Genomic DNA, 8765 nt, shown 5'->3' with positions numbered 1-8765 from the left:
AGACGCGGTCGGGGTTCCGGATGTGCAGTTCATGATCGGAGCTTGATGACCGTGATCCCCACGGTCCCCACGGTCCCCACGGTCCCCACGGTCTACGACGACGGCTGAGCTGGTCGACTCGTCGCTGACAATCCCCTGTTCACAGGGACCGACAAAGAACACCACTCAAAGAGACTTGACCTGTGCGGCGAGCAGATCTGTGTGTTCACAGGGGTAGTATGAACACATGAACACTGCGACCGCACCCCACACCGCCGGGCCGGACATCGATGCAGAGGCCGCGGAGTTCCGTCGCCTGACCGGCGTCATGCGCGCCCTCAACCACGATGCAGAGAAGGTCCGCAGCACCCGTGACATGACGGTCTACCGGCTCCTCGTCGACTCCGGGCTCACCCAGGCGCAACTCGCCGACGTTCTGGGGGTGTCCCCGGCAACGGTGCAGGCCAGTGTCCGCAATGCTCGGCAGGAGGAGTTGCCCGAGCTCAACTTCTCCGACACCTACCAGCAGGGGCGTTGGCTCCGCGAACTGCGCCTGCGGCAGTCCATGACCAAACAGGACCTCGCGCGGAACCTCGGTGTTCCGAAGTCCTGGGTGGATGATGTGGAATCCGGGGATGCCCGTCTCGGCGACGGCCGGGTTCCCCGCGCGTTCGACGCCCTGGGTGCCGATGTCCGTCGGTTCCAGGCGTACGGGTGGCCGGACAATGCGTGATCTCGACGTCTACCTTTACGGAGAACTCGTTGCCAGCCTCGGATTCTCCGCCGGTGGCGCTGTCAGTCTTGACTACGCATCACGAGACTCCCGTTCCCTGTCCTTGTCCCTGCCGAATGACGGCACACGGTTGAAGCCCGCTACGGTGCGCAATTTCTTCGACAACCTTCTTCCGGACAGTGAGCCGGTCCGGGCCAGGTGGGCAGCCCAGTTCTCTGACGGCCGGCACCGGGTGTCGCCGAAGAATCCGTTCGCCTTGCTGGAGTTCATGGGACGTGATGTCTCAGGGGCTCTGGAGATCGTCCCCGACGGTGAGCCCCAGCGGGTCAGCGGTGACTTCGTCCGGCTTTCTGCCACGGATGTGGAGTCCCGTCTGCGGTCGGTCCGTGATGATGCGGCTGCCGCGGCATCGTTTGCGGACCCCGACACGCTGGCCGGCCGGTTCTCACTCGCTGGGGCAGAGTCCAAGATCGCGTTGACCAGCTTCGACGGCGGGAAAACCTTCTACTCGCCGGACGGTGCCGCACCGTCGACCCATATTCTCAAGCCGTCAGGAGGTCCGTACCGGGACGGGGACCTCATCGAGCACGTCACCGGGCGGACAGCGGCACTCACCGGGCTGTCCACCGCAGAATCCACGTACCGGGAGTTCGGTACCGTGACGGCGCTGGTGTCCACCCGTTATGACCGGCATTCCGGGGACGACGGTGTGCTCACCCGTGTTCATCAGGAAGACCTGTGCCAGGCGCTCGGAGTCGCACCCGACCGGAAATACCAGGACCAGGGTGGACCCGGAGCAGGGCAGATAGCTTCTTTCCTCCATCAGTTCGTCGGGGAGGAAGCTGCCCTGGCATTCATCGACGCACAGGCGTTCTCCTGGGCGGTGGCCAACACCGACGGGCACGCGAAGAACTACTCGATCCTGCACAATCCGGACGGTGGCCTGCAGGTGGCTCCCCTGTACGATCTGTGCTCCTACCTACCTTATGAGCCGGAGCGCGGGACGATTCTGCCCAATGGACGGCCCTACACAGGTTGCGCGTTGGCGATGAGAATCGGTAGATCCAGTGAGGTCAACGCCATCGGTGAAGCGGGCTGGCGGTCACTTGCAGACGCTGCGGGACTGGATCAGGACATGGTTCTCTGTCGTGTCACGGAAATCTTGGAACGTGTACCGGATGCAGCGGACGCCGCGGTAGTGGAAGTGGAGGGCAGAGGAGATGCACGACTGCTCCGTCGCTATCGTGACCGGGTCGCACAGACCGTGGACCACCACCTGGACGTGCTTCCTGGAGCATGACCTGTCTCACCACCCTCAGCTGACGTTCCACGCCGCCCACAGCTCCGCGTAGCGTCCCTGCGCGGCGAGCAGTTCTTCATGGCTGCCGAGTTCCACCACCCGGCCGGCCTCCATCACCACGATCCGGTCGCAGACCGCGGCCTGGCTGAGCCGGTGCGCGATGACCAGTCCGGTGCGCCCGGCCAGGGCGACCTCCGCAGCATGGTCGAGGACGCGGGCATGGGCGGACCCGGCCTCCGCCGTCGCCTCATCGAGGATCGCCAGGTCCGGGTCGGCCAGCAGCAGCCTGGTCAACGCCAGGTGCTGTTCCTGCGCGGCGGCGAGCGGGACCCCCGGTATTCCGAGCAGCGTGTCCAGTCCGTCCGGGAGTTCATCGAGCAGCCCGGACGCCCCGGTCGCGGTCAACGCCACCTCCAGCTCTGCATCGGTCGCGGCGGGGGCGACAAGGGTGAGGTTCTCCCGCAGGGTGGTGGCGAAGACATGGGTCTCCTGGGAGACCAGGGCCGTGTCCTCCGGCGCGGTCACCGTGCCTGAGGTCACCGGATGGATCCCGGCCACCAGTGCGGCCAGGGTGGTTTTCCCGGCCCCCGAGGTCCCCACGATCGCGACATGCTCACCGGGGGAGACATGCAGGGTGACGTCGGTCAGCACCGGCCGACCTGTGTCATAGGAGAACCCGACCGCGTCCATCGTCACACCGGTGGCGGATGACATCTTCCCGGTACCGGCACCGCCGTCGCCGGTCCCGTCGGTGTCGATCACCCCGACGATCCGCGCCAGTGACGCGGTGGCGGACTGCAGCGTGTCGAACTGCATCATCAGGTTCGTCAACGGCCCCTCCAGCCGGAGGAAGAACAGCATCGCCGCCGTCGTCACCCCCACGGTCACCACGGACGCGTCGACCAGGACGTAGCCGGCGATGATCACCCCCGCGACAATCAGCAGGAACACCAGGTCGATGCGGGTGCGGAACATCGTCATCACGGTGCGGGCCCGCAGTGCCCACGCCGCCGCCGCCCAGGACGCCGCCGCGATCCGCCGCGAGTGCCAGTCGGACCGGCCGAAGGCGAGGACGGTGTCGACTCCGTTGAGTGCGCTGAGCAGTTCATGGGCCCGGGAGCCGAACGCGGCGCGTTCCGCGGCGTACATCGGCGGGGCCAGCCGCAGGTACCAGCGCAGGATCCACCAGTACAGCGGCAGCGCGACCAGGATGATCAGGCCGAACCGCCAGTCCAGCACCGAGACCCCGACAACGGTCACCACGATGGTGAACACGGTGCGGGTCAGCGACGGCAGGACCTGGGACAGGGCGGTGGAGACCTGGGCGACATCGTCACTGGCCCGCGAGATCAGGTCCCCGGTGCCGGCGCGCTCCACCCGCTGCTGCGGCAGGCACAGGGCGGTGGCGATCAGTTCCTCGCGCAGCCCGGCGAGCAGGCGTTCCATCATCCGGGCGGCCAGCAGTACGCCGTAGACCGACAGGATTGCGCCTGCGATCCCCGCACCGGCGATGAGCAGGGCGTAGAGCCACAGGGGGTGTTCGGCGGGACGCCCGTCGGCGCGGCCGGAGACGTCGTCGACGACGGTGCCGAGGACCGAGGGTGTCACCAGGTCGAAGACCACGGCCACCGTGGAGATCACCGCCGAGAAGACCAGGACGCCGCGGTGGCCGCGCAGGCGTTCCCAGAGCACGGCGAGGGTGCGTTTTCCGGTGGCGACGGGCAGTCGGTCAGGATTCTGTCCGGACGCGGGGGTCATGGACGCGGGAGTGTCGGTCACAGGTCCACCACCCGGTCGCAGGCGGCGAGCAGGGCCGCGGATTCGGTGATGATGATGGTCATCCTGTCGTCTCTGGCGCCGGGTAGGCGGCCGGCGATGGTGTGTTCGGTGACGGCGTCCACTGCGGTGGTGGGGTCGTGGAGCACGAGGACGGGGGCGTCGGCGGTCAGGGCGCGGGCCAGGGCGATGCGTTGGCGTTGCCCGCCGGACAGTCGGGTGCCGCCCTCACCGACCCGGGAGTCCAGTCCGTCGGGTAGGCCGTCGAGGATGTCGGTGCTGGCGGAGGCGTACAGGGCGCGGTCCACCCGTTCCCCGGTGTGCACGCCGTCACCGACACCGCCGTCATCAGCACTGCCACCGGCGGTGAGGTTTTCGGCCAGGGTTGCGTCGGCCAGGTCAGCGGTGTGCGGTGGCGTCAGGACGGTGCGGCGGTAGACCTCCACCGGGAGATCTGTGCCGGATACGGTGCTGTTCTCTGTCACCAAGGTCACGCGGCCGTCGGAGAGTGAAGCCATCAGTTCCCGGGCAGCAGGCCCGGACGAACGGACCCCGAGGCATTCCCCGGCGGCCACTGTCAGAGGCGGATCGCAGTGGACGGTCACGGCAACGGGAGCACCCGGCAGACAGGCACTCCCACCGGTGCGGGCGACGTCCGCGTTCAGCACCGTGAGAACCCTCCCGGCTGAGGAGACGGCGGTGGCCCAGGTGGTGCCGATGGAGTTGCCGAGGCCGTTGAGTGGTCCCATGAGGAACTGGAGCACGCCGACCACCGAGATCAGCTGGCCGACGGTGAGGTGCCCGCCGAGCGCGAGCCCGGCGGCACTGACGGTGAGCGCGGCGAGGAAGACGGCGGAGACCGCGCCCATGGCGCCCAGGTAGACTCCCCGGGATCCATGCACGGCGACTGCACCGTCGCGGGCGGTGGCACTGACGGTCCGGTAGCGGTCGGCGGAGACATCCTCGGCGCGCAGGCCCTTGATGACGCGGTAGCCGGTGATGAGGTCGGCGGCCTGGCCGGTGGCGGCGGCGACCCGCCGTTGCTGGACCTGGCTGCGCCGCTGCAGGGGGCGGCCGGCGACGGTCATCAGCCACAGCAGGGCCGGGGTTCCGAGAAGGATCGCCAGGCCCAGCGGCCAGGCGATGACCAGGAGGATCACCCCGGCGGCGAGGACGGCGGCGATCTGGCCGACGGGGTAGACGAGCAGCTGCATCGCGGCGGCGAGACGGAAGACATCACTGGTGGCCACGGACAGCAGTGCCCCGCCGAGGCGGCGGTCGGCCATCCCGGCGGGGTCCAGCAGCCGGTCGGTGACCTGCATCCGCAGCCGGTGCTGGACCTGCTGCATGCCGTAGAGGCCCATCCGTGACCCGGTGCGCCCGATCAGGGATCCGGCGACGACCACGACGGCGAGGACCACCAGCCACCCGGTCAGCGTACGGGCATTCCCGTCGCGGACGCCGTGGTCGATGGCGAGGCCGGCGATGACCGGGGTGAAGGTCGCGGCGACCTGACTGATGATCTGGAGTACACCCGCCGGGAGGGTCCAGTGTTTCGCGGCGAGGATGACCCGCCAGGTGAACTGCGCCGGAGTGGTCGAGGTAGCGCACATCACCGGTGACGACGCCGGTGGTTTGGGTGCGGCCTGGAAGAACAGTGGCCAGCGGATGCCGAGGAAGCGGCTGCGCAGGGCGCTGTCCGGGTGTGTGGCAGGGTCGGGGCGCATGGGGTCCTCAAAGAAGATTCGGCGGTAATGACCGGACCGACTGTAGAACCCCGTGCACTGTCGACGTGTCCCGATGTGCAGTGAAGTTAGCGTACTTCCGTGACAATGTCCGGTTGCCGCACCGCTCCGGCGACCACGGCTCCGACCACGCCGACCGCGGCGAAGAGCAGGAAGGCCGCGGTGCCGCCGGAGGTCGCGGAGACGATCCACCCGGTGACCGACGGCCCGACGATCCCTCCCAGCCGTCCGATGCCCAGCGACCAGCCCACACCGGTGGTCCGCGCCTCGGCCGGGTAGGACCGGGTGACCCAGCCGTTGATCAGGGTCTGCGTCGCTACCGCCCCGTAGCCGGCGAGTGCCGCCAGCACGAGCAGCAGGGTGGTGCCGTCCGCCCCGGAGAACGCCAGGACTGACAGCGCCCCGACGAGGAAGGACGCCGTCACCACGATCTTCGACCCCCACCGGTCCGCGGCCCAGCCCGCGGCGATACCGCCGACAATCGCGCCGAGGTTGAAGCAGAGCAGGAAGTTCAGTGAGCTGGAGAACCCGCGCCCGGCATCCTGCATGAGTGTCGGCAGCCAGGTGTTCGCCCCGTAGACGAACAGCAGGGAGCAGAAGCTCATCACCCAGAACATCACGGTGGCGATCCGCACCCCGGGGGCGAAGATCGCGCGCAGCCCGGCTCGCGCGGCCTCCCGGCGTTCGGTGCGCGACGCCGCCACGGACTGTTCTTCGGCGGATTCGGGCAGCCACCTCCACGCCGCGGGCAGGACGGTGACCAGGGGCAGGGCGGCGATGAGGTACATCCAGTGCCAGGAGAACCCGGGGATGATCCACTTCGCCAGCAGGGACGCCGCCACGCCGCCGACCGGATAGCCGGACTGCATGATGACGTAGGCGACGGCGGCCCGGTCACGTGGGGCAAATTCGGTGGTGAACGCCGCGGCCAGCGGCATGACGCCACCGAGTCCGATGCCGGCGAGGAAGCGGATGACCGCGAAGACCTCTGGCCCGGGTGCGGCGGCGCAGAGGATCATCAGGATGCTGAACCACGCGACGCAGGCGAGGAATGTGCGCTTGCGGCCCCACCGGGAGGCGAAGGTGCCGACGACCAGTGCGCCGAGGAACATGCCGACGAGGGCCGCGGAGCCGACGTTGCCGGCCTGGCCGGAGGTCAGGCCCCATTCATCGCGGAGTTTGGACAGGGTGGTGCCGTAGACGACGATGTCGTAGCCGTCGAAGGCGATGGCGCTACCGCAGATCGCCATGACGCCCAGCGGCAGCCGTTCACGACGGGGAGAGATGGAGGAAGTCACGAGGGAAGCCTAACCTCGATACTGATATCGGGGGTGGTGCAGGGGGTGAAGTTGTGCATGACCGGTGATTCTATGGTGAGCCTAACTGTAATCTTGGGTACCTATACATCACTTTCACCCGGCGTCTGACCGGGTCTCTTTGTCGTGGAGGTACGTGAATGAGCATCGGATTGAGCACCGGGGACGAGGGTCGGACGCTACCGAAGGCGTGGCTGGACAATGTGACGGCGTACACGGACTGCCATATTCTCTGGGTGGAGCACGGGCACGCCCAGGTGATGGTGGACGGTCAACTCTACCGGCTCAAAGAGCTGGAGGCGCTGCGGATTCCACTGGGGGTGACGGTCGACTACATCGAGACCACCGAGGGGTCGGTCGCGCTCTCAGTGCTGGTCCCTGTCGGCAGTTTCCCCGAGGTCCCGTCCGTGGTGATCCGCGAGACCCTTACCCGGGATACCGCCGATGTGCTGCTGCACCTCTACTCCCGGTGGCGGATGCCGGACTGGAAGGAGTATGACCCCCGTGACCCCCTCGCGGAACTGGGCGGATGTGGGCATCGGGTTGCCCCGGCGCCGTCGATCACTCTTCCGACGCTGCCGGACCACGAGGGGGCCAAATTGATCGGACGGCGGATGCTGGAGGATCCCTCCGATCGGCGGAGTGTCGCGGAGTGGTCGAAGACCGTGGGGTTCACGTCACGCCACATCACCGAGCGGTTCCGTCTGACCACCGGGTTGAGCATCGGCGCCTGGTGCCAACAGGTGCGTACTGTCCGGGCCTTCCATCTGATTCGGCAGGGTGTGCCGGTGGCGGACGCCGCGGAGGCGACCGGTTGCGGCACAGCCAACGCGCTGAGCGAGGCTTTTCACCGGGAGACCGGTACCCGTCCGTCCGAGGTGCGCAGACAACGGATGCGTGAGCCGGAGGCGACCGTGTACACCTCCGGAACAGGCGCCTGGAAGGGGAGCTCCCTCGCCGACATCCTGGGCCCGGCGACCGCGATTCCAGCGGCCAATCTGCGCTCGCGGGTGAACAGCTTCCATGTGATGATCTGGATGGTCCGGGGCACCGGGAGGCTGGTTCTCGGCGACGAGGTCAAGGATCTCGCTGCGGGTGACGGGGTGTGGATACCGGCGGGGGTCTGGCACCGCCTGCTGATGGACGCCGGTGCAGTCATGGTCCCGGTGGGGACATTGCCGACCACCGTCGATCTGCGCCGGCGGCACGTCCGGCCGACACACTTCCGGGCGGAATCGCGGGCGGAGCTGTTGTACCGGTCGATGGTCAATTTCACCGCCCTCCGCCCGGTCAACGGTCCCTGCATCGAGATGACCGATCTGGTGCCGGCGACGGTGAATCTGCAGGCTCCGGGTGACCCGCTGATCGGTTTGTTGCTGGACGCGACACACAGCAGCGAGACATCGGAGAAGCGACTGGCAGAACAAGTCGGCTGCAGTCTGGGGCATTTCGGCAGAAGGTTCTTCGGGGCGACCGGACAGTACTTCGAGCAGTGGATGATAGACCGGAAAATGTTGCGCGCCCGGACCCTGCTGGCGGATCCTGACCTGACTGTGGCAGAGATCTGCCGGCGGGTCGGGTACCGCCATCCCTCCTCGTTCACCCGTGCTTTTCTCGGCGCGCACAGTGTGAAACCGACGGAATACCGTCAGGCGTATCTGCGCCGCCAGACGGTCTCTATCGGAGTGGAGTGAACTGATGCTAATTCGGCTTCGCATTCCGTGATTGGCCTTGTACCCCCGATTCCTACGGTGAGGTGAACCTCAACCACAGTCCCGCAGAATTCCTGCGGCCGGAATCAGGGAGCACAGCGCATCCATGACAGCACAAGCACCACCCGAAACAGCGCCCGGCGGAAGTGACGGGGATGTCCTGGACCTCGTCGGGGTGGGCTTCGGCCCCTCCAACCTGGCCCT

At 67.5% G+C, this 8765-nt stretch carries 6 protein-coding genes; 3 read left to right on the top strand and 3 right to left on the bottom strand.

Going from position 1 to position 8765, the window contains the following annotated elements; all coding sequences use genetic code 11:
- Positions 1 to 226 precede the first annotated feature (226 nt).
- Positions 227 to 712 (top strand): helix-turn-helix domain-containing protein, encoded by a 486-nt coding sequence (locus ACTXPP_RS13700; protein WP_014011328.1) that lies wholly within the window; start codon positions 227 to 229, stop codon positions 710 to 712.
- The gene (locus ACTXPP_RS13695; RefSeq protein ID WP_052302563.1) at positions 705 to 2012 is read left to right on the top strand and encodes a type II toxin-antitoxin system HipA family toxin; all 1308 of its coding nucleotides are present in this window, start codon (positions 705 to 707) and stop codon (positions 2010 to 2012) included. The genes ACTXPP_RS13700 and ACTXPP_RS13695 overlap by 8 nt, the downstream gene beginning before the upstream one ends.
- Positions 2013 to 2027: 15 nt before the next feature.
- On the opposite strand, the gene ACTXPP_RS13690 is transcribed toward ACTXPP_RS13695, so the two are convergent.
- The 3 genes from ACTXPP_RS13690 to ACTXPP_RS13680 form a co-directional block, all read right to left on the bottom strand.
- Entirely contained in the window at positions 2028 to 3770 is a 1743-nt protein-coding gene (locus ACTXPP_RS13690; RefSeq protein ID WP_041630834.1) for an ABC transporter ATP-binding protein, read from the bottom strand.
- 17 nt (positions 3771 to 3787) lie between these two features.
- A complete protein-coding gene (locus ACTXPP_RS13685; RefSeq protein WP_014011325.1) occupies positions 3788 to 5515 on the bottom strand; it encodes an ABC transporter transmembrane domain-containing protein in 1728 nt (575 codons plus the stop codon).
- 86 nt (positions 5516 to 5601) lie between these two features.
- Positions 5602 to 6831 (bottom strand): MFS transporter, encoded by a 1230-nt coding sequence (locus ACTXPP_RS13680; RefSeq protein WP_301496444.1) that lies wholly within the window; start codon positions 6829 to 6831, stop codon positions 5602 to 5604.
- A 158-nt stretch (positions 6832 to 6989) separates the two neighbouring features.
- Between ACTXPP_RS13680 and ACTXPP_RS13675 the strand changes: the two genes are divergently transcribed.
- Positions 6990 to 8543: a helix-turn-helix domain-containing protein gene (locus ACTXPP_RS13675; protein WP_441600633.1), complete on the top strand. Its 1554-nt coding sequence runs from the start codon at positions 6990 to 6992 to the stop codon at positions 8541 to 8543.
- Positions 8544 to 8765 lie beyond the last annotated feature (222 nt).

This window comes from Candidatus Corynebacterium faecigallinarum (genome assembly GCF_052264515.1).
GTDB classification, from domain to species: Bacteria; Actinomycetota; Actinomycetes; order Mycobacteriales; family Mycobacteriaceae; genus Corynebacterium; species Corynebacterium faecigallinarum.
The sequence above is the reverse complement of the archived record's forward strand: the minus strand, read 5'-3'. Positions and strand labels throughout refer to the sequence as shown.